The organism is Novosphingobium sp. BL-A-41-Hi4A-0G, from assembly GCF_055521735.1.
In genome coordinates this window covers 2,085,970-2,108,190 of the sequence record NZ_CM145501.1, presented here as the reverse complement: position 1 = coordinate 2,108,190, position 22,221 = coordinate 2,085,970, and the positions used below count along the sequence as shown (strand labels likewise).

The following is a 22,221-nucleotide window of genomic DNA, read 5'->3' as shown; positions in this document are numbered from 1 at the left end:
CCCGGATCAGGTCCGGGACGACGGTGCAAACGGGCGAAAACCGCCCACCAACCCCCTCAGGCCGCCACCGCCGCGTCGCTCGCCAGCTTGTCCACGCGCTCGTTCTCGGGATGGCCGTCGTGGCCCTTGACCCAGACCCATTCGATCTTGTGCGGGCGGACAGCGTCGACCAGCGCGCGCCACAGGTCTTCGTTCTTGACCGGCTTGTTGTCGGCGGTCTTCCAGCCCTTTTTCTGCCAGCCGAAGATCCACTTGGTGATGCCGTCGAGCACGTACTTGCTGTCGGTGTGGAGCGTCACGCGGCAGGGCTGCTTGAGCGCCTCCAACGCCTTGATCGCGGCCATCAGTTCCATGCGGTTGTTGGTCGTCTCCTTTTCGGAGCCGGCCATTTCCTTCTCGTGCTCGCCCATGCGCAGCAGCGCGCCCCAGCCGCCCTTGCCGGGATTGCCCTTGCACGCGCCGTCGGTGAAGATTTCGACGTGCTTCACGCGAAGACCTGAGGATTGGCGGCGTAGAACTGCAGGCGACGGGCGAAGGCCATCGGGTCCTTGCGCACCACCAGCGCGTCGGCGGGCGTGTTCAGCCAGTCATAGGCGCGGCTTGAGGTGAAGCGCATCGCCGCGCCCTGCGCCAGCAGGGGCAGGGCGGCGCGCTCTTGCGGCAGCAGGGGCCGCACGGATTCGTAGCCTTCAAGCAGCGCCTGAGAAAGGTCCGCGTTGAAATTGCGTCCTGTGGCATCGAAGCACCACGCCGCGTGGGTCACCGCCACGTCGTAGGCCATCAGGTCGTTGCAGGCGAAGTAGAAGTCGATCAGCCCGTTGACCTTGTCACCCAGCATCAGCACGTTGTCGGGGAACAGATCGGCGTGGATCACCGCGCGGGGCAGGTCCTGTGGCCATCCAGCGGCGATCCTGGGCATGTGTTCTGCCACAAGCCCCGCCAGCTCCGGATCGATTGAGGCGAGGCCCTTAGGCCCGCACTCGTCGAACAGCCGCTGCCATTCGGCGAGACCCATGCCGTTTGCGCGCGAGCCTGCAAAATCCGCCGAGGCAGCGTGCATCTGCGCCAGCGCCGCGCCCACCGCGCGCGCCTGTCCAACGGTCGGCTCGCTCACCGAAACGCCCGGGAGGAACTCGATCAGCGCCAGCGCCTTTTCGCCACGGCGGCGGAACAGCGCACCATCGCGGTCATGGATCGTGCGTGGCACCGGGCAGCCTTTGGCGGCGAGGTGATCGAGCAGCGAGAGGAAGTAGGGCAGGTCGTCCAGCTTGATGCGGAATTCGTACATCGTCAAGATGAAGCGTGCGCCGCTGCCGTCCCTGCCGGTCGTCTCCAGCAGCCAGTTGGAATTGGACACACCCTCGGCGATGCCCTTGGCCGAGACCAGCTCGCCCACGTCGAATTCATTGACAAGCGCGGCCATCTCTTCTGCGCCGATCTGGGTATAGACCGCCATGTTGTTTGCGCCTTAGTCGAGCAGCTGGCGCGGCAGCTTGAAGACCATCTTTTCCTCGGCGGTGGTCACCGTTTCTTCCGTAACGGGCCGCAACTCGCCGATCTTTGCCACGACCTCGCGTACCAGCACTTCGGGCGCGGAGGCCCCGGCTGTGAGGCCCAGCGTGTTCACGCCGTCGAGCCATTCGGGGTCGATCTCGTTCGCGCGCTGGATCAGGCGCGAGCGCGTGCCCATGCGCTCGGCGACTTCAACCAGTCGCAGCGAGTTGGAGCTGTTCGGCGCGCCGATCACCAGCAGCAGGTCGCACTCGGCGGCAATCGCCTTGACTGCTTCCTGCCGGTTGGAGGTTGCGTAGCAGATGTCCTCGGCCTTGGGACCGGTGATCTGCGGGAACTTGGCGCGCAGGGCCGCGACGATCTCGGCCGTGTCGTCCACCGAAAGCGTGGTCTGCGTCAGGAATGCCAGCGGCTTGTCCGTGCCGAATGGCAGCTTCGCCACGTCCTCGACCGTCTCGACCAGCGTGATCGTGCCTTCGGGCACCTGGCCCATCGTGCCGATCACTTCGGGGTGTCCCTTGTGGCCGACGAACAGGATGTGCCGCCCGGCCTCGACCTGCCGTTCGGCCTGCCGGTGGACCTTGGAGACCAGCGGGCAGGTGGCATCCAGCCAGTCGAGCCCGCGCGCGGTGGCATCCTGCGGCACCACCTTGGGCACGCCGTGGGCGGAGAAGACAACCGGTGCGCCATCGGGCACCTGGTCCAGCTCTTCCACGAAGATCGCGCCCTTGGCCTTGAGGCCATCGACGACGAAGCGGTTGTGCACGATCTCGTGCCGGACATAGACCGGTGCGCCAAAGCGCTGCAGCGCGCGATCGACGATCTCGATCGCGCGGTCCACTCCGGCGCAGAACCCGCGCGGCGCGGCTATAAGCAGGCGTAAGGGAGCCGTTTGGGCAGCGACATCTGGCAAGCTGGCGTTCATCCTGCGCCACTTAGCAGCAAGCGCGGCCCGCCGCCATTGCCGAAAGCGGTTGCGGTGGGTAGAGGTGGCCAAAATGTCAGACTATGGCTGGCGTCACGCTGCAAGTATCGAGGATTGAGTGTCCATGAATGTAAACGCCCGCCGTATCGCAATCATGGGCCTGCCGCTCGTCGCGGCTCTCGCGCTGGTCGGTTGCGGCGGCAAGAAGGGCGAACTGGTCGTCGACGATGCAGTGGGCGTCACCGCGCTGCGTGATCCGTGTCCGCGGGTCGGCATTCCTGACTACACCGGCGACGTGACCCTGTTCTCCTCGCCCGACCGCACCGATTCGGCCGCGATCGACGTCGAGGCGGTGATCACCAATTTGCGCGCTCAGTGCGCCGATGGCGACAAGCTGCACTCTGTCGCCACGTTCGACGTTCTGGCTCGCCGGGCGGACAAGCGGGGCGCGCGCCGGGTTGAGCTGCCCTACTTCTCCACCGTGGTGCGCGGCGGTAACGCCGTCGTGGCCAAGCGCATCGGCAAGGTCGTGATCGATTTCGCCGACGGGCAGGATCGCGCGACCGCCAAGGGTCAGGCCGCCGCTTTCGTCGACAAGGCCGAAGCTTCGCTGCCGCAGGACATCGTCAAGCGCATCTCGCGCAAGCGTCGTGCGGGTGATGAGGACGCGGCCACCGATCCGCTGTCGCAGCCCGACGTGAAGGCAGCACTTGCCAAGGCGAACTTCGAACTCCTCGTGGGCTTCCAGCTGACCAACGACCAGCTGCAATTCAACGTCCGCAAGTAATTCTCCAACTCTTGGGGGCAGAGGGGCAACTCCCCCCCAACTCTCCGGGGCACGGCGGCAACTCGCGGGGGTAAAGGGCAGGCAAACGCATGCCCTTTCGCTTTGCCCGGGATTGGGCTAACCGCCCGCCCATGACAGACGCCCGGATCAACCTCCACGCCGACTTCGCATCGGTAATCGACACCGCGCTCACCGCGCTCGAAACCGCAGGCTCGCTGCCTGCCGGTCTGAACCGATCGGCGGTGACCTGCGAGCCGCCGCGCGATGTTTCGCATGGCGATCTTTCGACCAACGCTGCGATGGTCCTTGCCAAGCCTGCGGGCACCAATCCGCGTGCGCTGGCGGCGTTGCTGGTGGCCGAGCTTGAGAAGGAACCTCGTGTAATCTCGGCGGAAATCGCCGGGCCGGGGTTCATCAACCTGCGGCTGACCGAGGATGCCTGGCGCGGGGAGCTGGCGCTGATCGCTTCGACGGGGGCTGACTATGGGCGTTCGGCGATGGGCGGCGGCAAGGTCGTAAACGTCGAATATGTCTCGGCAAATCCGACCGGGCCGATGCACATGGGCCATTGCCGTGGCGCGGTTGTCGGCGATGCGCTGGCGGACCTGCTCGCCTACACCGGGCACAAGGTCATCAAGGAATACTACGTCAACGATGCCGGTGCGCAGGTCGATGTGCTCGCCCGCTCGGTGCACATGCGCTATCGCGAGGCGCTGGGCGAAAGCATTGAAATTCCTGAAGGTTTGTATCCGGGCGATTACCTCGTGCCGGTGGGCAAGGCGCTGGCGGCGGAGTTCGGTGACAAGTACGTCGGCGCGCCTGAGGCCGACTGGCTGATCCTGTTCCGCACCCGCGCGGTGGCAGCGATGATGGACATGATCCGCGCCGATCTTGCCACGCTCGGCATTCATCACGATCTTTTCTCGTCCGAAGCGGAGCTTCAGGCTTCAGGCAAGGTCGATGCCGCCGAAAAGTGGTTGCGCGATCATGATCTTGTCTATGACGGCCAGCTCGAAGCGCCCAAGGGCAAGACGCTCGAGGATTGGGAGCCGGTGGAGCTGCCGCTGTTCCGTTCCACCAAGTTCGGCGACGATCAGGACCGTCCGATCAAGAAGTCCAACGGGGCGTGGACCTATTTCGGCGCTGACCTCGCCTACCACTTCCAGAAGGCGCAGTCTGCCGATGCGCTGGTCGATATCTGGGGTGCGGACCATGCCGGCACCGTCAAGCGGATCAAGGCGGCGGTGGCTGCGCTGACCAGCGCGGATGGCGGCGCGCCCAAGCCGTTCGAGGTCAAGCTGGTGCAGATGGTGCAGCTGCTGCGCGATGGCGAACCCGTCAAAATGTCCAAGCGTTCCGGCAACTTCGTGACGCTTTCCGACATGGTGGACGAAGTCGGCAAGGACGTGGTGCGTTTCACCATGCTGACCCGCAAGCCCGATGCGCAGATGGACTTCGACTTTGCCAAGGTGGTGGAAGCCAGCAAGGACAACCCGGTGTTCTACGTGCAGTACGCCCACGCGCGCATCTGCAGGAACATTCGCAAGGGTGCCGACGAAGGCTTTGCTCCGTCAGGGGAAAACCTGTCGCTGCTGGGCGAGGAAGAGCTGGCGCTGGTGAAGCTGGCGGCGCAGTTCCCGCGCACCGTGGAAGCCGCTGCCGTGGCGCGCGAGCCGCACCGCATCGCGTTCTTCCTGCATGACCTCGCCTCGGCGTTCCACTCCTACTACAATCTGGGGAACGACCGGCCCGAGAAGCGCTTCATTGTGGCACAAGACTCCGCAATGACCGCAGCCCGCCTTTTCCTCGCCCAACAAATCGGGCAGGTAATTCGCAACGGTCTCGCGCTGCTAGGCGTTGAGGCAGCGCAGGAACTTTGACGTTACGCGAGCGGGGCAGGCAATGAACGGGGACAATGACGAAGACCGCTGGGGCCAGCAGCCGGGCAAACCGTTTGACGTCTCTGCCGAACTTGGCGAGCCGACAACTGGTGAACGCCTTGCGCTGGGCGATGAAGAGCGTCTGCCATGGCTCGAAAGCGCCGACGACATCGATGGTGAGGAAGAGGACAGCGGCAACGGGCGGCTGATCGGCTTTGCGGTGATGGGCCTGATCGTGCTCGCCGCGCTGATCGGCGGCATCTGGTACGCCAGCAACCGCACCTCTGGCCCCGCCAACGCCGATGGCAGCCTGATCGAGGCGAGCAAGGAGCCTTACAAGGTCACGCCCAAGGACCCCGGCGGCAAGACGTTTGCCGGCACCGGCGATTCGAGCTTCAAGGTCAGTGATGGCGAAAAGCCGGTGGCGAACCTTGCAGATTCGGCCTCGCCGACGCCTGCGGTTGCGCCTTCGCCTGCGGCCAAGCCCAGTGCGAGCGCTTCGGCTGCTGCGGCAACGCCCAAGCCAGCGCCTGCTGCGGGCGGGGTTGGTGTGCAGGTTGGCGCTTTCTCGTCCAACGCTGCGGCAGAGGCTGGCTGGCAGAAGCTGGTTGCCAACCACGAGGCACTCAAGGGCCTGTCGCACCGCGTGGTCGAGGGCAAGGCTGACATCGGCACGGTCTATCGCCTGCAGGCGGTGGCGGGTGACCTGTCCTCGGCCAGTGCGCTTTGCCAGAAGTTGCAGGCTGGTGGGCTGAAGTGCCAGGTGAAGCGCTGATTTGAACCTTGGAGGTTGAACCCCTCCGTCAGCCCTTCGGGCTGCCACCTCCCCTTTTGCACTTCGTAAAAATGGGGAGGATCGATCGACATTCAGATCCTCCCTGTTTTTCCGAAGGACAAACGGGGAGGTGGCATTCGCGCCAGCGAATGACGGAGGGGCCCGTTTTCCCCGATCTTCACCGCCAGCGCCCTTGCCAAACCCGTGCCATTTGGCGAACCCATCACCCATGTTGCCTGCGATTTTCGGGCTTTCGGGCCTGACCCTGACCGATGACGAGCGCGCGTTCTTCCGTGATGCGGACCCGGCGGGATATATCCTGTTTGGGCGCAACGTGGAGAGCCGCGCGCAGGTGCGGGCGCTGACCGATGAGCTGCGCGCGCTGCACGGGCGGGACCGGACGTTCATCTGCATCGATCAGGAAGGCGGGCGCGTTGCGCGGATGAAGCCCCCTGTCTGGGCGGCCTATCCCCCGGGCGAGCGGTTCGACCGACTTTATGATGTTGCCCCCGCCAGCGCGATCGAGGCGGCGCGGGCCAATGGCCATGCGCTGGGGCTCGATCTGGCCGAGGCCGGGATCAGCGTCGATTGCCTGCCGTTGCTCGACGTACGGCAACCGGGTGCGCATGACGTGATCGGGGACCGCGCCCTGGGCTCCGAGCCGATGCGTGTGGCAGCGTTAGGGCGGGCGACGCTGGACGGGCTGGCGCGGGCAGGCGTTGCGGGCGTGGTCAAGCACATGCCGGGGCACGGGCGGTCGATGGTGGACAGCCACAAGGAGACGCCGGTCGTCACCGCCAGCGCCGAGGAGCTGGAGTTGGACCTTGCGCCGTTCCGCGCATTGAAGGACGCGCCCATCGCGATGACCGGGCATCTGCGGTTCACTGCGTGGGACGCCGAAAATCCGGCGACGTTATCGGCCTTCGTGATCGGCGAGGTGATCCGCAAGGCCATCGGCTTTGACGGGCTGCTGCTGACCGACGATCTCGACATGCAGGCCTTGGGCGGGACGGTGCCCGAGCGCGCGGTGCGGGCACAGGCGGCGGGGTGCGACATTGCGCTCAATTGCTGGGCCAAGATGGACGACATGGTGGGCATTGCCGAAGGGCTGACCGCCATGAGCGCGAAGACCGCCGAACGGCTGGAGCGGGCGCTGGCGGGGACGGCGGCGTTTGACGGGCCTGCCGATCTTTCCGCGCAGGCCGCGCTGATGGCCACGCGTGACCAGTTGCTGGAACTTGCCTGATGGCCGATACCGTCGAACCTGTCCTGTTTGACGGCGACGAGGCCTGGGAAGGCATTGCCACGGCGCAGACCGGCGATGCTGCGCTCTACCTTGAGCTGGATGGCTGGGAAGGGCCGCTCGACCTGCTGCTGGAACTGGCGCGGCGGCAGAAGGTGGACCTGCGGACCATCTCGATCCTCGAACTGGTCGGGCAGTATCTTGACTATATCGAGCGGGCCAAGGCGCTGAAGCTGGAGCTGGCGGCGGACTATCTGGTGATGGCGGCTTGGCTTGCCTACCTCAAGTCGCTGCTGCTGTTGCCGCGCGATCCAGAAGTGCAGCCAAGCCCCGAAGAGCTTGCGCTGAAGCTGCAGTTGCGGCTGCAGCGGCTGGGCGCGATGCGCGAGGCGGGCGGGCGGCTGATGGGGCGCGACCGGGTGGGACGCGATGTGTTTGTGCGGGGGAATCCCGAGGGCCTGCGGGTGGATCGCAAGGCGCTGTGGAAGTGCGACGTTTTCTCGCTGATCCAGGCCTATGGCGCGATCAAGCACCGCAACCGGCCGGTGGTGCACATGGTGCGCGAACGCGCGGTGATGACGCTGGATGCGGCGCTGGCGCGGGTTTCCAAGATGCTGGGCGTGGCGATGGACTGGACCGATCTGCGCGCGTTTCTGCCGCTTGATGGCGATCCGCTCCTGCGCAAGTCGGCACTGGCGTCGAGCTTTCTGGCGGCGCTGGAACTGGCCAAGCAGGGCAAGGCGGAAATCGCGCAGGACGTGGCTTTCGGGCCGCTGATGCTCAGGGCCGCGCGGGTATGAGCGAGCGGCCTGACGACCTGGAACGGGCGGTGGAGGCGACGCTGTTTGCGTCCGAGCAGCCGATGACCGAGCTTGAGATATCGGCGCATCTCGAGGGCGCAAGTGTTGGTCCGGTGCTGGAGAGGCTGGCCGGGTTGTACGCCGAGCGCGGGATCAATCTGGTGGAGCGTGGCGGGCGCTGGCATTTCCAGACTGCTGCGGATCTTGCGCACCTGCTGCGGCGCGAGAAGGAAGAGCCGCGCCGCCTTTCGCGGGCGGCGACCGAGGCGCTGGCGATCATTGCCTATCACGAGCCGGTCAGCCGGGCCGAGATCGAGGCGATTCGCGGGGTGCAGACGGCCAAGGGCACGCTCGACGTGCTGATGGAGGCGGGCTGGATTCGCATTGCCGGGCGGCGCGAGGTGCCGGGACGCCCGACGATCTATGCAACAACGCCTGAGTTTCTCACGCATTTTGGCTTGGCTTCGCGCCGTGATCTGCCCGGAATCGAGGAATTACGCGCTGCGGGCCTGCTCGATCCGGTCGAAGAGGCGTTTGCCGTCTTGACGGGGGGCGATGATGGGGACACGGGGGCGAATGATCCGTCAGGCGAAGACAACGACGACTGACGTTTAGAAGAACTGGCAAGTGGGGCGCGCGATCCCTATCTTAGGGCTCGCAAAGGAGTTGGTATAATGGGTGGTCTTTCCCTTCCGCACCTGATCGTGCTCGCGCTGGTCGTGCTGATCCTGTTTGGCCGTGGTCGCATTTCCGAGATGATGGGCGATTTCGGCAAGGGCATCAAAAGCTTCAAGCAGGGCATGACCGACGAGGACAACAAGCCGATCGTGCCGCCTGCGCAGATCCAGCAGCAGCAGGTCCCGCCGCCTGCGCAGCCTGCACCGCAGCCGACTTCGACCGATCAGGCCCAGTAAGCCTCTCCCCGACAGCAAGGCGGCATAGCCGTGTTCGATATCGGCGCGTCCGAACTTCTGGTGCTGGTCATCGTGGCGATCGTAGTGATCGGCCCGAAGGACTTGCCCATGGCGCTGCGCACCGCAGGGCGGTGGGTGGCGAAAATGCGGCGCGTTTCCAACCACTTCAAGGCTGGCATCGAGACCATGATCCGCGAGGCGGAGATGGAGGAGATGGAGCGCAAGTGGAAGGAGCAGAACGAGCGGATCATGCGCGAGACTGCAGCGCAGGAAGCGGCGGCTGCGCAGGGGCAGACCGTGGCTGCAGCGGAAGACCAGAACGATCCGTTCCCCAACCCGCTTCCTTCGGATGCGCCGGCTGATCCGGTCATGATCGGTCCGATGCCGCCGGAAGAGAAAGTTATGAAACCGGAAGCGCCGCTGCCATGATCTCGGACATCGACGAGACGCAGGCTCCGCTGCTCGACCACCTGCTGGAACTGCGCACGCGGCTGCTGCGCTGCGTCTATGCGCTGGTGGTTGCGTTCGCGATCAGCTTCTACTTTGCCGATGACATCTTTGCGCTGCTCGCGCGGCCGCTGGTTCACGCCTTTCCGCCGGGGCAGGGCAAGCTGATCTACACCAAACTCTATGAAGCGTTCTTCGTGGAGCTGAAGGTTTCGATGTTCGCGGCGTTTTTCGTGAGCTTTCCGGTGATCGCCAACCAGCTCTGGGCCTTCATCGCGCCGGGACTCTATGCGCGCGAGAAGAAGGCTTTCCTGCCGTTCCTGTTCGCCACTCCGGTGCTGTTCACGGCAGGGGCGAGCCTTGCCTACTTCATCGTGATGCCGACCGCGTTCAAATGGTTCCTCGGGTTCGAGGGCAACAAGGGCGGGTTGCAGCTGGAGGCTCTGCCGGGGACGGGGGATTACCTCAGCCTCGTCATGCAGTTCATCCTGGCGTTCGGGATCAGCTTCCTGCTGCCGGTGCTGCTGATGCTGCTGAACCGTGCGGGGATCGTCAGCCGCGACCAGCTGGTCAAGGCGCGGCGCTATGCCATCGTGGTGATCTTTGCCGTGGCGACTGTGGCGACGCCGCCTGACGTGGTCTCGCAGCTGATGCTGGCGATTCCGCTGCTGTTCCTGTTCGAGGGTACGCTGATCCTGATGCGCTTTACCGAACGCGCCGACGCCAAGCGCCGGGCGGAGGAAGAGGCGGAAATGCTGGTAGAGGGCGAGCGACCGCCGCTGCTGCCGTAAGGTGAAACGGGGGCCGCAGCCCCCGTTTCGGTACTTGGCTAACAGAGCCCCGAAGGACCGGCGAAACCTTGGGTGAGAGGGCGGGTTCCGCGACGCAGCCATCGGGCAGCATCGGAAAGAACGCCCCCCTAAGCCTTCCGCGTCGGCACCCTAACGCGTTGAGGTCGTTCCGGTTTCCGCTCCATTTTCGGCTGACCAGACCTTGCCCCCGCCAATCCACGTTTCCAGCACTTTGGTCGCGCGGATCTGTGCAGGATTTGCGGTGAGCGGATCGGTATCGACCAGTACGAAATCGGCACGCAGGCCCGGCGCGAGGCGGCCGAAGCGGCCTTCGGCAAAGCCTGCGTAGGCGGCATCGGCGGTATAGGCGGCAAGCGCTTCGGCGGGACTGACGCGTTCCTGCGTTTGCCAGCCGCCGGGGGGCTGGTCGTCCGGCCCCTGGCGGCTGACCGCTGCAGACAGGCCTGCCCATGGGTCGGCGAGTTCGACCGGGGCGTCGGAGCCGAAGGCGAGGCGCACGCCTGCGGTCTTGAGCGACTTCCACGCATAGGCGCCCGCAAGGCGATCCGGCCCGAGGCGGGCTTCGGCCATCAGGCGGTCGGAGGTCTGGTGGACGGGTTGCATCGAGGCGATGGCGCCGCTCTTGGCGAAGCGGGCGATGTCCTTGGGATCGACGATCTGGGCATGTTCGATGCGCCAGCGGCGGTCGCCCTTGTAGGTTTCCGACAGGTCGGTGATCGCGCCGATGACGGTGGCGTTCGCCTGATCGCCGATGGCGTGGATGGCGACCTGGAAGTTGTCCATCGCCGCGCGGCTCATCAGGTTGCCGAGCTGGGTCTGGTTCAGTTGGGGCAGGCCGCGCGTGGCAGGCGCATCGGCATAGGGCGCCTTGAGCCATGCGCCGCGCGAGCCGAGCGCGCCGTCGAGGTAGAGCTTCACGCCGTTGAGGCGCAGGCGGTCCTGATAGAGCCAGGGCGAGGGGCCGGGGCCGCCGATCAGGGTCATCTGATCTATGCCGCGGGCATAGGCCATGATGCGGACGTAGAGCCTGTTTGCGTCGCCCGCGCGGCGGTAGGCTTGCCAGTCCTCGATGCCGGTGCCCATGTCCGCCACGGCGGTGACGCCGCGCTTGAACAGGATCTGCTGGGCATTGGCGAGGGCGAGGTCGCGGTCTTCTGCGCGGGGGGCGGGGACTTTCGAGTCGATCAGTTCCATCGCGGCGTCGACGAGGACGCCTTGCGGGGAGCCGTCGGGCGCGCGGTCTATGCTGCCGCCTGCGGGGTCCTTGCTAGCAGCGGTGACGCCTGCGGCCTTGAGCGCGGCGCTGTTGGCCCATCCGGCGTGGCCGTCGACGCGCTGGAGCCAGACGGGGCGCGCGCCGGTGACGGCATCGAGTTCGGCGGCGGTGGGGAAGCGGCCGAGCTTCCACAGTTCCTGATTCCAGCCCCGCCCGATGATCCATGGCCGATCCGGGTGTTCCGCGCTGAACTTTGCGATGCGATTGAGTGCATCGGCAAGCGAGGTGGTGTCCGACAGGTCGAGGCTGAGGGCTGCAAAGCCGATGTCCATGACATGGACGTGGGCGTCGATCATGCCCGGCAGCATGACGCGGCCCTGCCCGTCGAGGTGGTACTGGTATTCCTTGCGCGGCTTTGGCTTCTTGTCCCCTGCGTGGATCACCCGCTTGATCGTGCCAGCATTGTCGAACAGCAGGCCGGTGAAGGCTTCGACCTGACCGTTCACGCCGATGGTCTGCCCACGGACGTTGTCGATCAGGGTATCGGCATGGGCAGCAGAGGTGGTGGCGAGGAGCAGCGCGGCAAAAGCGGCGCGCTTCATGCCTTCTTTGTCCGGCGCGGCAGGCGGCGGATCAGGGCCGAGGTGTCTTCGCGGCCATAGCCCATGGCCTGCACGTCGACGTAGAACTGGTCGACGAGAGCGGTGACGGGGACGCTGGCGCCGAGATTGCGCGCTTCGTCCATGGCAAGGCCCAAGTCCTTGCGCATCCAGTCCACCGCGAAGCCGAAGTCGAATTCGTCCTTGGCCATGGTATGGAAGCGGTTGTCCATCTGCCATGACTGGGCGGCGCCGCCCGAGATGGCTTCGAACACCTTGTCCATATCGAGATGGGCGATCTGCGCGAAGCGGATGGCTTCGGACAGGCCTGCCAGGGCGCCTGCGATGCACATCTGGTTGGCCATCTTGACGGTCTGCCCTGCGCCGGACTTGCCGACGTGGACCACGCGCTTGGCATAGGCGGCGAGGATGGGGCGTGCGGCATCGACTGCCTTGGCGCTGCCGCCGCACATGATCGCCAGCGTGCCCGCTTCCGCGCCGGACTGGCCGCCGGTGACCGGGGCGTCGACGCAGAGCAGTTCCTTGTCGCGTCCCTCGACCGCGATCTGGCGGGCGATGCGCGCCGAGACGGTGGTGTGATCGATATAGAGTGCGCCGCGCCTGAGCGTGGAGAAGGCGCCATTGGGGCTGAGCACGACATCGGCAAGGTCATCGTCATTGCCGACGCAGGTGATCACCACGTCCGCGCCCTCTGCCGCTTCGGCAGGGCTTGTGGCGATGCGGGTGGCAAGGCCGGGGTTGGCGGTTACCCAAGCCTCGGCGCGCGCCGTCGTGCGGTTGTAGATCGTGAGGTGGTGTCCGGCCTTGCCGAGGTGGCGCGCCATCGCGCCCCCCATCACGCCAAGACCCAGGAAGGAAACGTTTGCCGGTTCGGCTGCTGCTGATGTCTGTTCGCTCATGCAGGCATTCATATCCCGTTTTCGCTTCAGTGCCAGTGGTCCTGCGCGCCTGTGTGGGCGCTATTGTGGCGTAACCCTTCCGGTGCTTGCCAGCCTGCTTGTGCGATACCATAAGCGCCGACCATGGAACGCTTTTCCGATCTGGTTTCAAAAGTTGCGCGCACAGCCTTCTGGCCAGCGCTGGCCTTTGCGCTGGTCATGGCCGTGCTGCCCAAGCCGCCGACACTGCCGATCGACGATCTGGGCGACAAGTTCGCGCATATGCTGGCGTTCTTTACGCTGACCGTGCTCGCCGGGATTGGCTGGCCACGCGCTGCGCTGCTGCGCGCTGCACTGTGTCTGTCGCTGATCGGCGCGGGCATCGAGGTGGTGCAGCTGATCCCGTTTCTCCATCGCGATTCGGACTGGCGCGACTGGGTGGCTGACAGCGCGGCGATCATGGCAGCCATGGTCCCCGTGCTCGGTTTCCGCTGGCTGGTGGCGGGTGAGGCCGATTCCGTAAAAGCTTGAGGTTTTCTTGGGGGCCGCTTTCCGTTAGGGCGCGGCCATGGAAAACGTAGCGCTCAAGCCCGAAACCCAGGGAACGTCCCTGCTGACCCTCGCCGATGTTCGTGCGGCGGCAGAGCGAATTTCGGGCCAGGTGGTGCGCACGCCCACGCTTTACAGCAAGACGCTGAGCCGGATTACCGGCGCGGATATCTGGCTGAAGTTCGAGAACCTGCAGTTTACCGCCGCCTACAAGGAGCGCGGCGCGCTCAATGCCTTGCTGCAACTGACCGATGAACAGCGTGCGCGGGGCGTGATCGCGGCATCGGCCGGCAACCATGCGCAAGGGCTGAGCTATCACGGCACGCGACTAGGCATGCCGGTAACCATCGTCATGCCGAAGACCACGCCGACGGTGAAGGTGATGCAGACCGAGTCGGTCGGCGGCAAGGTGGTGCTCGAAGGCGAGACCTTTGACGAAGCCTATGCCCATGCGCGCAAGCTTGAGGGCGAACTGGGGCTGACCTTCGTCCACCCGTTCGACGATCCGCGCGTGGCGGCAGGGCAGGGCACGGTTGCGCTGGAAATGCTCGAAGATGCGCCTGAGATCGAGACGCTCGTCGTGCCTATCGGCGGCGGCGGGCTGCTTTCGGGGATGGGCACAGCGGCGCGCGGGATCAAGCCGGGTATCGGATTGATCGGCGTGCAGGCGCAGCTGTTCCCTTCGATGTATGCAAAGCTCAAGCATCTCGAACTGCCCTGCGGTGGCGATACGCTGGCCGAAGGCATTGCGGTTAAGGAGCCGGGCGAATTCACCTCGAAAGTTCTGGCGCAGATCGTCGACGACATCGTGCTGGTCAGTGAGGCGGCGCTCGAAAGCGCAGTGGCGCTGCTTCTGCAGATCGAGAAGACCGTAGTCGAAGGTGCAGGCGCGGCAGGGCTTGCCGCGGTGATGACGCACAAGAAGCGCTTTGCCGGACGCAAGGTCGGCATCGTGCTGTGCGGCGGCAACATCGACACGCGTCTGCTTGCCAATGTGCTGCTGCGCGATCTTGCCCGCTCGGGACGCCTTGGGCGCTTGCGCATCACGCTGCAGGATCGGCCCGGCGCGCTGTTCAAGGTGGTCGAGGAGTTCAATCGCCACCAGGTCAATATCCTCGAGGTCTGGCACCAGCGCATCTTTACCTCGCTCCCGGCCAAGGGGCTTACGGCGGAGATCGAGTGCGAGGCGCGTGACCGCGAGCAGATCGACCGTCTCGTCGCAGGGCTGCGGGCCAAGGGATACGACCTCGAACAGGTCGAACTCGGCTGAACTCTGGGCTGATCCGATTCGATCCGAACGGGTGTTAAGGTTCGGAGCAGACTGTGTCCCGGAACCGGACGCGGACGAATGGCGCGGGCAAATCGCCGTTTCGGGCACGATCTGGTGCCAATTTGTGCACCGGAACGTAGTTAACAGGCTTTTAGGATTCGCCGCAGTGATGCATGTTTGTTGCTGACAGACCGGATAGTCCGGCCTGAGGAGCATCATCAACGCCGTGACCGCGCCCGTCCGCTTTCCGCGCTTCTTCGTCACCAGCCCCGCGCCGTGCCCGTACCTGCCGGGTCGGAACGAGAGGAAGGTTTTCACCGAGCTGAAGGGTGCCAATGCCGACGAACTGAACGATGCGCTGAGCCGGATCGGATTCCGTCGCAGCCAGACCGTTGCCTACCGGCCGAGCTGCATCGATTGCTCGGCGTGCATATCGGTTCGGGTCGTCACGCAGGAGTTCCAGCCTTCATCGACGCAGAAGCGCATCTGGAAGCGCAACAGCGATCTCGTGGCAAGTGTCTGCAAACCGTGGTCCACGCCGGAACAGTTCGAGCTGTTGCAGCGTTATCTTGCCGTGCGTCACCCGGGCGGGGGGATGGCAGCCATGGACGAGATGGATTTCGCGGACATGGTGGAACACACCCCGGTCAAGAGTTACGTGATCGAATACAGGGAGCCGACCACCGACGGCTCGCAGGGCAGACTGGTTGGGGCCTGTCTGACCGACGAGCAGGGCGATGGTCTCTCGATGATCTACAGTTTCTACGATCCACAACACGAGACGCGGTCCGGGCTTGGCACTTTCATCATCCTCGACCATATCCAGCATGCGGCCCGCGTCGGGCTGCCTTACGTCTATCTCGGCTACTGGGTCGAAGGATCGGAGCGCATGCAGTACAAGGTGCGCTTCCGGCCGATGGAGAAACTGGGCCGCGATGGCTGGGAACGGTTCGAACCTGCTGCACAGGCTGTCGCCATCGAGCGGGCTGTTTCCGCGCGGCGTGCCCATGGCGGAGACGACGGACGTCCTGCCATTGAAGGCGGGCTCAAGGATGGCGTTCACGGCGCGCAGGAGCGCTACGCCCACAGCTGAGCGGCCGCTGGTTCGCGTTCTGGCCGCGCTGATGGCCCTGGCGTTGCCGGGCGGCCATGCCTTTGCACAGTCGATGCAGGCCGATCAGGAGCTGGAGGTGCTGATCCCGGATGCGGCGGTGCAAGACCCCGACACCTGGGCGCAGGATACTGATGCCGCGCGGACCGGCGCGCCGCCTTCGACGGTGATCGAGGAGATCGAAGCCGACACAGCCATGCCTGACATTCCCGGCATGACGATAGCCTGGCCTGATGGCAGCGAGCTTCCCGCGATCGAGCCGCTCTCGCCCGATCCCGATATCGACGTGGCAGAGCAAAGCACTGACGCTGCGGTTGAGGCTCTCCCCGGGCAGCAGGATACCGATGCTCCTGCCAGCGTCCGGCTCGCCGATGCCGACGTTTCGCGGGTGGGCAAGCAGGTCGAAGTGGCGTTTCCGAGCGGCAAGGAGGCGATTGCCGAGGAAGACCAGATCGTCAGCCGCTTTGCCGGACTTTCCAGCCTCAAGTCGTTCGATGACGACGAGGACAACCTTGCCCAGATCGTCCGCCGCGCGCGGACCGACCGCGAGACCTTGCAGCAGGTGCTGCGGGTTTATGGTTACTATGACGCACAGGTTTACCAGACGCTTGACGGGCTGGGTGAGCGCGCCGAGGGCGAGGCGGCGGGTCCGGTTGACGTCGAGAAGGTCGTCGTGCGCTATGACGTGCAGCCGGGGCCGCAGTATCATGTCGGCAAGATTGCGCTGGGCGATCTTGCGGCGACGGGCGCGGATTACGAGGTCTTGCGCGGCGCATTCAAGCTCAACACCGGCGATGCGATCAATTCGGACCGGATCGTGGCCGAGCGGCTTTCGCTGCAGACGGCGCTGGGCGAGACTGGCTATGCCTTTGCCAAGCTGGGCGATCCCGATCTGCTGATCGACCATGAGCGGCGCGAAGGCGACCTTACCGTGCCGGTGACGCCGGGCGGGGTCTATGCCTTCGGCAAGATCAATTCCTCGCGCGAGACGTTCCTGAGTTCGCGGCACCTGCAGCGGATTGCGCGGTTCGATCCGGGTGAGCGGTTCAAGCGGTCGGAAGTGGATGATCTGCGTCAGGCGATCCTGGCGACAGGGCTGGTGTCCTCGGTCACGGTCGAGGCGCGTGAGGTCACGAGTCCGGCGGCGGGGCAGCCGGGGACGGTCGATGTCGACGTGAAGCTGACGCCTGCGCCCTTGCGCACGATTGCGGGGCTGGTCGGTTATTCGAGCGGCGAAGGTTTCCGCGTGGAAGCAAGTTGGGAGCACCGCAATTTCTTCCCGCCCGAAGGCATGGTGCGCGTGCGCGCGGTGGCCGGTACGCAAGAGCAGCTGGCGGGGGTGACCTTCCGCCGCAACAACTTCCTGACGCGTGACCTCGTGCTCAATGCCGATCTCTATGGGCGAAACCAGAAGAGCAGTGCGTTCGAGGCGCGGACGATCTCGTTCACGGCGGGGCTTGAGCGGCAGACGACGCTGCTGTTCCAGAAGCCATGGGTTTTCTCGGCCGGCGTCGAGGTGCTGGCGACGGGCGAACGCGATGCGGCCGCTATCCTCGCCAACGAGCGGCGCAAGACCTACTTCATCGGCGCCCTGCCGATGCGTGCGGCCTATGACGGCAGCGACAACCTGCTCGATCCGACGCGCGGCTTCCGCGTGGGCCTGCGCGTTTCGCCCGAGGTGTCGGTGCTCAACGGCGTGCGGTCGAGCTATGGCAAGGCGCAGTTCGATGCCAGCTACTACCAGCCGATGGGCGAGAAGCTGGTCGTGGCCGGGCGCGTGCGGTTCGGCACGATTGTCGGCACCGACATCACCAATATCGCGCCATCGCGCCGGTTCTATGCCGGTGGCGGCGGATCGGTGCGCGGCTATGGCTTCCAGCTGATCGGCCCTCGCGACACGGCGGGCGAGCCGAGTGGCGGCCGGGCGCTGAGCGAGTTCTCGCTCGAGGCGCGCGTCAAGACCGGGCTGATGGGCGGGGCAGTGAGCCTTGTGCCGTTCGTTGATGCCGGTGCCGTCGATACGACGACGACGCCGCGCCTGCGCGACATCAAGTTCGGGGCGGGCATCGGCCTGCGCTATCAGACGAACTTCGGGCCGATCCGCATCGACCTTGGCACGCCGCTCAATCCCTCGAAGGGGGACAGCCGGATCGGGGTCTATGTGGCGCTGGGGCAAGCGTTCTGATGGCGGACGAAGTCGCCCCCGCTGCCGAGCCGACAAGGCCTGTGCGCTCGCGCCGCGCGCGGTTCGTGCGCGGGTTTGCGCAGCGGTTGGCAATCCTGACGGTGGCGGGGCTGGCGCTTTTGCTGGCGGCGCTGGTGGTGCTCGATTCCTCGCTTGGGCACAGGCTCGTGGCGGACCGGATTGCGGCGATCACGCCGGGATCTGGCCTCAGGATCGAGATCGGGCGGATCGACGGGTCGATCTATGGCGCGGCCAAGCTGCGTGACATCCGGGTGAGCGATCCGGAAGGTGTGTTCCTGACCGTGCCCGAGGCGGAGCTGGATTGGCGGCCGCTGGCGTGGCTCAAGACCGGGCTGGACGTACGGCTGCTAGCGCTGCATCGCGGCGTGCTGCGCCGTGCGCCACGCCTGCGGCCGAGCGAAGACAAGAACGCGCCTATCCTGCCCGACTTCGACATTCGCATCGACAAGCTGGTGATCGACAACCTGACCGTGTCCGAGGCGATGGCCGGGCAGAAACGGCGGGTGGACGTGCTGGCCAAGGCTGACATTCGCGGGGGCCACGCGATTGTCGACGTGGCAGGCAGGATCGCCGGGGACCGGGTACTGTTCCGGCTCGACAGCGAGCCTGACCGCGACAAGTTCGACCTGCGCCTGGCCTATAATTCCCCGAAGGATGGCATGATCGCCAAGATGGCAGGCGCCGAGGGCGACATTCGCGCCGACGTGTTCGGCAAGGGCGGATGGTCGCGCTGGGATGGCCTTGCCTATGCGACGATGGGCGGCAAGCGGCTGGCGGCGTTTCAGTTGGGCAACCAGTCGGGCAACTATCGGCTGGCCGGACAGGCCTGGCCGGGCGGGCTGGTGAAGGGCACGGCGGCGCAGGCGGTGGGGTCGGCGCTTTCGGTGCTTTATGACGGCACGTTTGCGGGCAATGCTTTCGACGGCGCACTGCGCACGGCGGGCGATGCGTTCAAGGTTTCGGCCAAGGGCAAGCTCGATCTGGCGCAGAACGAGGCGGAAGAGCTGAAGGTCCGGGCTCTGGTGCTCAAGCCTCAGGCGCTGATTTCGGCACCGGAGCTGTCGGGCGTGGCGATTGATGCGACGCTGGATGGCGCGTTCTCCGACCTTTCGATTGAACACGAAGTGCGCGTGCAACGGCTGAAGCTGGGCACGCTGGATGCGCAGGGGCTGCACTCCACCGGCACGGCGACGTGGGACGGCAAACGCTTTGTCCTGCCGCTGGCGGTGACCGCGCAGCGGGTGGTGACGGGCAATGCGATGATCGACCCGCGCTTTCCGGGCGCGCGGATTGGTGGCGATCTGGTGTTCGAGGGCAGCAGGCTGACGTCTGACAATCTCTCGCTGGCAATGAAGGGCCTCGGTGCGCGGCTGGCACTACGGGGCGACATGGCGCGCGGCGGCTATGCGCTGGCGGGGCCGGTGGTGGCGCACGGCTTTGCCGTGCAGAACCTTGGCGCGGTGGATGGCACGGCCAAGATCCTGTTCAAGATCGGCAAGGGCGTGCCGTGGACGCTGCAGGCGAACCTTGCCGGGCGGATGACACGGATCGACAACGCAACGCTGCAGACCCTGACTGGGGGCGGCGTGCGTTTTGCCGGAGGGCTGGCGCTGGGCGAGCGGGTGCCGGTGACCTTCCGCAAGGCGACGATCAATTCGGCCAAGCTGCAGATGGCGCTCGACGGCAAGGTCCTGCCCGGTGGGGCGGCATCGCTGACGGGCAGCGGGCGGCACACCGATTACGGTCCGTTCACGGTGGAAGCTGCGATGACGGCCGAGGGGCCGAATGCCGTGCTGGTCTTCGCCAGTCCGCTTCCGGCGGCAGGGCTGAAGGACGTGCGCGTGGTGCTGTCGCCGATCGCGGAGGGCTTCCGCATCGAGACGAAGGGCGATTCCACGCTGGGGCCGTTCAACGGCACGCTGGGTCTGTTCATGCCGCCCGGCGCGGCGACGCGGGTCGATATCCAGCAGTTCCGCGTGTGGCAGACCGACGTGACCGGCGGGGTGACGCTGGGCAAGGATGGCGTGGCCGGGCAGATCGCGCTGGCAGGCGGAGGGCTCGACGGAACGGTCAGCCTTGCACCGCGTGAGGGCGGGCAGGGCTTCGACGCCAAGGTGACCGCGCGCAACGCCCGTTTCGGGGGCGCGCGACCGCTCTCCATCGGCAACGCCAAGGTGGATGCCACCGGCCTGATCAAGGACGGGCATTCGACCATCGAGGGCACGCTGCTGGCCGAGGGCATCGGCATGGGCAAGGTGTTCATCGGCAAGCTCTCGGCGGCCGCCTATCTGCAGGACGGTAGCGGCTCGGTCACGGCGGCCGTCTCGGGCCGCAGGGGCACGCGCTTTGCGCTGCAGGGAACGGCAGCGTTTTCGCCAGACCAGATCGTGGCGTATGTTTCGGGCGATTATGCGGGGCGGCAGGTCTCGATGCCTCGCCGTGCGGTCCTGACGCGTGAGAATGAGGGGTGGCGGCTGTCTCCGACGCAGATCGGCTTTGGTCGCGGCATCCTGATAGCCGAGGGCCACGTCCTGGGCGGGCCGACGCAGCTGCGGCTGCTGCTGTCGCGGATGCCGCTCTCGGTGGTCGATATTGTCGTGGCCGATCTAGGCCTTGGCGGCATTGCCTCGGGGATCGTCGAGTACAACAACGACGGCAAGGGTGCGCCTTCCGGCAACGCCGCACTGATGGTGAAGGGACTGTCGCGCTCCGGCCTCGTGCTGACTTCGCGCCCGGTGGACGTCGCGCTGGTGGCGCGGCTCGATCCCGAAGCGCTGCAGATGCGCACGGTGATCCGCGAGGGCAACGACATTCGCGGGCGCTTCCAGGCCCTCGTCAGCGGCTTGCCGCGAGGTGGCGGGTTCATGGACCGGCTGGAGGGAGGACGGCTTGCCGGGCAGTTGCGCTACTCCGGGCCTGCCGATGCGCTGTGGCGATTGACCGGCGTGGAGGTGTTCGACCTGACCGGGCCGGTCGGCGTGCGCGCTGACATTTCGGGCACGATTTCCGCACCGGTGCTGCAGGGCGCAGTCGCGTCGAAGGGGTTGCGGGTTCAGAGCACGCTGACCGGTACCGACATCGGGCAGGTGCAGCTGGCGGGCACTTTTACCGATTCGACGCTGCAGCTTGCGCGCTTCAGCGGCACGACGGCAAATGGCGGGCGGGTAAGCGGCAGCGGAACGATCGGGCTGGCCGAGCTTTCCGAGCACGGCCCCTCCATCGACCTGCGGCTTTCGGCGCAGAACGCGCAACTGGTGAACCGCGACGACATGGCTGCGACGGTGACCGGGCCTTTGCGTATCCTCAGCACAGGGGTCGGCGGGACCATCGCCGGTCGTGTGCGGATCGAGCGGGCGCGCTGGGCACTGGGCCGGGCCAATGCGGTGCAGGACCTGCCGGTCATCGCCACGCGCGAAGTGAACGCCCCTGCCGATGCCGCGCCGCCCAAGGTTGCAGCGGTGCCTTGGCGTTTCCTGATCGACGCGGCGGGCGCGAACCGGATCGACGTGCGCGGGCTGGGGCTCGACAGCGAATGGGGCGCGGACATTCGCCTGCGCGGATCGACGGCAGCGCCGCAGATCTTCGGTACGGCAGACCTTGTGCGCGGCGGCTATGAGTTTGCGGGCAAACGGTTTGAACTGACGCGCGGGCGCATCCGTTTTGCCGGCGAAGTGCCGGTCGATCCGCAGCTGGACATCGTGGCTGAGGGCGATGCCAACAACATCAGCGCCAAGATCACGATCACAGGCACCGGCACGAAACCGAACATTGCGTTCTCGTCGACACCCGCGCTGCCCGAAGAAGAGCTGCTCAGCCGCATCCTGTTCGGCAGTTCGATCACCCAGATTTCCGCGCCGGAAGCTGTGCAGCTTGCCGCCGCGCTGGCATCCTTGCGCGGCGGTGGCGGGCTCGATCCGATCAACAAGCTGCGTGCGGCGATCGGGCTTGACCGGCTGCGCATCGTCGGCGCCGATCCTACGGTGGGTTCGGGCACGAGCATCGCGGTGGGCAAGTACATCGGGCGGCGGTTCTTTGTCGAACTGGTGACCGATGGCGCTGGCTATAATGCGACATCGGTGGAGTTCCGGATCACGCGCTGGCTGGCGCTGCTCGGCACGATGTCGACGATTGGCGATGAAAGCCTCAACCTCAAGGTCAGCAAGGACTATTAAGGACGTTCAGGCTGGGCGCAGAAGCGTAGTATCTCTCTTCCGAGCCATGTGGCCGTGTCTGCGACAGCATACAGGCCAGAAAAAAGGGGCCGCTCTTTCGAGCG

The 22,221-nt window shown here is 65.8% G+C and carries 19 protein-coding genes; 14 read left to right on the top strand and 5 right to left on the bottom strand.

The window, feature by feature from the left end; translation table 11 throughout:
- Positions 1–56: 56 nt before the first annotated feature.
- Genes rnhA through ispH form a run of 3 tightly spaced genes read right to left on the bottom strand, consistent with a single transcriptional unit; the run spans position 57 to position 2,437 of the window.
- Positions 57–488, bottom strand: coding sequence for a ribonuclease HI (rnhA, locus tag ACZ1JX_RS10145; RefSeq protein ID WP_465123432.1), 432 nt, complete (start codon positions 486–488; stop codon positions 57–59).
- Positions 485–1,456: a homoserine kinase gene (gene thrB, locus ACZ1JX_RS10140; protein ID WP_465123431.1), complete on the bottom strand. Its 972-nt coding sequence runs from the start codon at positions 1,454–1,456 to the stop codon at positions 485–487. Before thrB ends, rnhA begins: the two co-directional genes overlap by 4 nt.
- Before the next feature lie 12 nt (positions 1,457–1,468).
- Positions 1,469–2,437, bottom strand: coding sequence for a 4-hydroxy-3-methylbut-2-enyl diphosphate reductase (gene ispH, locus ACZ1JX_RS10135; RefSeq protein ID WP_465123430.1), 969 nt, complete (start codon positions 2,435–2,437; stop codon positions 1,469–1,471).
- Between the two features lie 124 nt (positions 2,438–2,561).
- Between ispH and ACZ1JX_RS10130 the strand changes: the two genes are divergently transcribed.
- The 9 genes from ACZ1JX_RS10130 to tatC all read left to right on the top strand — a co-directional run bounded on the left by ACZ1JX_RS10130 (position 2,562) and on the right by tatC (position 10,074).
- Positions 2,562–3,224 (top strand): hypothetical protein, encoded by a 663-nt coding sequence (locus tag ACZ1JX_RS10130; RefSeq protein ID WP_465123429.1) that lies wholly within the window; start codon positions 2,562–2,564, stop codon positions 3,222–3,224.
- A 131-nt stretch (positions 3,225–3,355) separates the two neighbouring features.
- Positions 3,356–5,104 (top strand): arginine--tRNA ligase, encoded by a 1,749-nt coding sequence (gene argS, locus ACZ1JX_RS10125; RefSeq protein ID WP_465123428.1) that lies wholly within the window; start codon positions 3,356–3,358, stop codon positions 5,102–5,104.
- A gap of 22 nt (positions 5,105–5,126) precedes the next feature.
- Positions 5,127–5,879 (top strand): SPOR domain-containing protein, encoded by a 753-nt coding sequence (locus ACZ1JX_RS10120; RefSeq protein WP_465123427.1) that lies wholly within the window; start codon positions 5,127–5,129, stop codon positions 5,877–5,879.
- Positions 5,880–6,108: 229 nt separating this feature from the next.
- On the top strand, positions 6,109–7,125 hold the full coding sequence (nagZ, locus tag ACZ1JX_RS10115; RefSeq protein ID WP_465123426.1) for a beta-N-acetylhexosaminidase: 1,017 nt from the start codon (positions 6,109–6,111) through the stop codon (positions 7,123–7,125).
- Positions 7,125–7,922, top strand: a complete 798-nt coding sequence (locus ACZ1JX_RS10110) for a segregation and condensation protein A (protein WP_465123425.1) — start codon at positions 7,125–7,127, stop codon at positions 7,920–7,922. Before nagZ ends, ACZ1JX_RS10110 begins: the two co-directional genes overlap by 1 nt.
- A complete protein-coding gene (gene scpB / locus ACZ1JX_RS10105) occupies positions 7,919–8,530 on the top strand; it encodes an SMC-Scp complex subunit ScpB (RefSeq protein WP_465123424.1) in 612 nt (203 codons plus the stop codon). Before ACZ1JX_RS10110 ends, scpB begins: the two co-directional genes overlap by 4 nt.
- Positions 8,531–8,596: 66 nt before the next feature.
- On the top strand, positions 8,597–8,836 hold the full coding sequence (locus ACZ1JX_RS10100) for a twin-arginine translocase TatA/TatE family subunit (RefSeq protein WP_465123423.1): 240 nt from the start codon (positions 8,597–8,599) through the stop codon (positions 8,834–8,836).
- Positions 8,837–8,866: 30 nt separating this feature from the next.
- Entirely contained in the window at positions 8,867–9,265 is a 399-nt protein-coding gene (tatB, locus tag ACZ1JX_RS10095) for a Sec-independent protein translocase protein TatB (protein WP_465123422.1), read from the top strand.
- On the top strand, positions 9,262–10,074 hold the full coding sequence (tatC, locus tag ACZ1JX_RS10090) for a twin-arginine translocase subunit TatC (protein WP_465123421.1): 813 nt from the start codon (positions 9,262–9,264) through the stop codon (positions 10,072–10,074). The genes tatB and tatC overlap by 4 nt, the downstream gene beginning before the upstream one ends.
- A 150-nt stretch (positions 10,075–10,224) precedes the next feature.
- Here tatC and ACZ1JX_RS10085 read toward each other — a convergent pair whose 3' ends face one another.
- The gene (locus tag ACZ1JX_RS10085) at positions 10,225–11,913 is read right to left on the bottom strand and encodes an amidohydrolase (protein WP_465123420.1); all 1,689 of its coding nucleotides are present in this window, start codon (positions 11,911–11,913) and stop codon (positions 10,225–10,227) included.
- Positions 11,910–12,830 (bottom strand): NAD(P)-dependent oxidoreductase, encoded by a 921-nt coding sequence (locus tag ACZ1JX_RS10080; RefSeq protein WP_465123419.1) that lies wholly within the window; start codon positions 12,828–12,830, stop codon positions 11,910–11,912. Before ACZ1JX_RS10080 ends, ACZ1JX_RS10085 begins: the two co-directional genes overlap by 4 nt.
- Before the next feature lie 123 nt (positions 12,831–12,953).
- Between ACZ1JX_RS10080 and ACZ1JX_RS10075 the strand changes: the two genes are divergently transcribed.
- The 5 genes from ACZ1JX_RS10075 to ACZ1JX_RS10055 all read left to right on the top strand — a co-directional run bounded on the left by ACZ1JX_RS10075 (position 12,954) and on the right by ACZ1JX_RS10055 (position 22,117).
- Positions 12,954–13,340 (top strand): VanZ family protein, encoded by a 387-nt coding sequence (locus tag ACZ1JX_RS10075; protein WP_465123418.1) that lies wholly within the window; start codon positions 12,954–12,956, stop codon positions 13,338–13,340.
- A gap of 37 nt (positions 13,341–13,377) precedes the next feature.
- Positions 13,378–14,628: a threonine ammonia-lyase gene (locus ACZ1JX_RS10070; protein WP_465123417.1), complete on the top strand. Its 1,251-nt coding sequence runs from the start codon at positions 13,378–13,380 to the stop codon at positions 14,626–14,628.
- Positions 14,629–14,854: 226 nt separating this feature from the next.
- The gene (locus ACZ1JX_RS10065; protein WP_465123416.1) at positions 14,855–15,721 is read left to right on the top strand and encodes an arginyltransferase; all 867 of its coding nucleotides are present in this window, start codon (positions 14,855–14,857) and stop codon (positions 15,719–15,721) included.
- Positions 15,681–17,924 (top strand): autotransporter assembly complex protein TamA, encoded by a 2,244-nt coding sequence (locus ACZ1JX_RS10060; RefSeq protein WP_465123415.1) that lies wholly within the window; start codon positions 15,681–15,683, stop codon positions 17,922–17,924. Before ACZ1JX_RS10065 ends, ACZ1JX_RS10060 begins: the two co-directional genes overlap by 41 nt.
- On the top strand, positions 17,924–22,117 hold the full coding sequence (locus ACZ1JX_RS10055; protein WP_465123414.1) for a translocation/assembly module TamB domain-containing protein: 4,194 nt from the start codon (positions 17,924–17,926) through the stop codon (positions 22,115–22,117). Before ACZ1JX_RS10060 ends, ACZ1JX_RS10055 begins: the two co-directional genes overlap by 1 nt.
- The last annotated feature ends 104 nt before the right edge of the window (positions 22,118–22,221 follow it).

Bases quoted from the DNA above. Each gene is read 5' to 3' on its own strand.
- thrB (WP_465123431.1), bottom strand. From the start codon at position 1,456: ATGGCGGTCTATACCCAGATCGGCGCAGAAGAGATGGCCGCGCTTGTC.
- ispH (WP_465123430.1), bottom strand. From the start codon at position 2,437: ATGAACGCCAGCTTGCCAGATGTCGCTGCCCAAACGGCTCCCTTACGC.
- ACZ1JX_RS10130 (WP_465123429.1), top strand. From the start codon at position 2,562: ATGAATGTAAACGCCCGCCGTATCGCAATCATGGGCCTGCCGCTCGTC.
- argS (WP_465123428.1), top strand. From the start codon at position 3,356: ATGACAGACGCCCGGATCAACCTCCACGCCGACTTCGCATCGGTAATC.
- ACZ1JX_RS10120 (WP_465123427.1), top strand. From the start codon at position 5,127: ATGAACGGGGACAATGACGAAGACCGCTGGGGCCAGCAGCCGGGCAAA.
- nagZ (WP_465123426.1), top strand. From the start codon at position 6,109: ATGTTGCCTGCGATTTTCGGGCTTTCGGGCCTGACCCTGACCGATGAC.
- ACZ1JX_RS10110 (WP_465123425.1), top strand. From the start codon at position 7,125: ATGGCCGATACCGTCGAACCTGTCCTGTTTGACGGCGACGAGGCCTGG.
- scpB (WP_465123424.1), top strand. From the start codon at position 7,919: ATGAGCGAGCGGCCTGACGACCTGGAACGGGCGGTGGAGGCGACGCTG.
- ACZ1JX_RS10100 (WP_465123423.1), top strand. From the start codon at position 8,597: ATGGGTGGTCTTTCCCTTCCGCACCTGATCGTGCTCGCGCTGGTCGTG.
- tatC (WP_465123421.1), top strand. From the start codon at position 9,262: ATGATCTCGGACATCGACGAGACGCAGGCTCCGCTGCTCGACCACCTG.
- ACZ1JX_RS10085 (WP_465123420.1), bottom strand. From the start codon at position 11,913: ATGAAGCGCGCCGCTTTTGCCGCGCTGCTCCTCGCCACCACCTCTGCT.
- ACZ1JX_RS10080 (WP_465123419.1), bottom strand. From the start codon at position 12,830: ATGAGCGAACAGACATCAGCAGCAGCCGAACCGGCAAACGTTTCCTTC.
- ACZ1JX_RS10075 (WP_465123418.1), top strand. From the start codon at position 12,954: ATGGAACGCTTTTCCGATCTGGTTTCAAAAGTTGCGCGCACAGCCTTC.
- ACZ1JX_RS10070 (WP_465123417.1), top strand. From the start codon at position 13,378: ATGGAAAACGTAGCGCTCAAGCCCGAAACCCAGGGAACGTCCCTGCTG.
- ACZ1JX_RS10060 (WP_465123415.1), top strand. From the start codon at position 15,681: ATGGCGTTCACGGCGCGCAGGAGCGCTACGCCCACAGCTGAGCGGCCG.
- ACZ1JX_RS10055 (WP_465123414.1), top strand. From the start codon at position 17,924: ATGGCGGACGAAGTCGCCCCCGCTGCCGAGCCGACAAGGCCTGTGCGC.